General features: G+C 78.1%; 1 pseudogene. It reads left to right on the forward strand.

The annotated features are described in order from the left end of the window. Nucleotides 1-1,033, forward strand: a pseudogene (locus tag B9S58_RS02860) (hypothetical protein); the annotation flags it as partial.

Below are 1,033 nucleotides of genomic sequence, written 5' to 3' on the forward strand. Positions count from 1 at the left end.
GCCGGGGCGGCCGAGCAGAGTTACGAGGACGAGCTCCGCGCCGCCGCCTCCATCGCCGCCGACCCCCGCCTCGGTGACCTGCTGGGCCTGCCGTCCGGCACCGGCGTCCCGCATCCCCGCCGGGAAGCCGCCGACGAGGCGTCGGCGCCCGCGCAGAGTGCCACCGTGCGCACCGGCCCGGGCAACAACGACGACGGCATGGCCACTACCACCGAACCGGCCGCCGACCGCTCCGTGGCCCTCGCCGACCAGCCCGCCGCCGTCCAGCCTTTGACCGCAGAGGAGTTCGACCGCGGCGCCGACGAGCTCCGCGACCTCCTCGACCAGTCCGTCGCCGCCGCCGAGCGCCGCCTCTTCGACCTGCGCACCGCCGCCGCCGACGACGCCCGCATCCTGGGCGCCCTCGGCGAGGGCGGGCTGCTGCCGCCCGGACCCGACGTCCTCGCCACCGTCGAGTATCTCGGCGAGCACGGCATCCCCGCCCTGCCCGGCTGGCGCTACCTCGCCCAGGCCGTCGACCCGGCCGACCACACCGCCGTCCTCGCCGCACGCCCCGAGCTCGTCGACGGCGTCGTCATCACCGACCCCGACGCCCACAGCCGCGCCCGCGAGGTCCTCGGCGGCGCGGCCCTGCTGCCCCGCTCGACCGTGGCCGTCGGCACCGCCGCCGCCCTCCTCGCCCCCGTCCCGGCCCCCGGCACCGGCTCCGACGCGCAGAACGACGGCGTCTTCCTCGTCCCGCCGAACCCGGCCATGCACGACGAACACGCCGCCGACGAGGAACGCCACGCACTGCGCAGCCGCGCCGCCGCCCGCGACGAGGACATCAGGACCCTCGCTGCCCGCCTCTCCGGGGACCGCGCCCTCGCCGCCCGCATCGGCTCCTGGCGCGCCGACTGCCCGCCCGGCATGCTCGCCGAACTGGCCGAGGCCGCCGCCAGTGCCCGTACGGCCGCGGAAAGCGCCGAAGCCGTCCTCGCCGAGGCACGCACCGCCCGTGCCGAAGCGGACGAGGCCGCCGCCGACACCACCC

The organism is Streptomyces sp. SM11, from assembly GCF_002910905.1.
GTDB lineage: Bacteria > Actinomycetota > Actinomycetes > Streptomycetales > Streptomycetaceae > Streptomyces.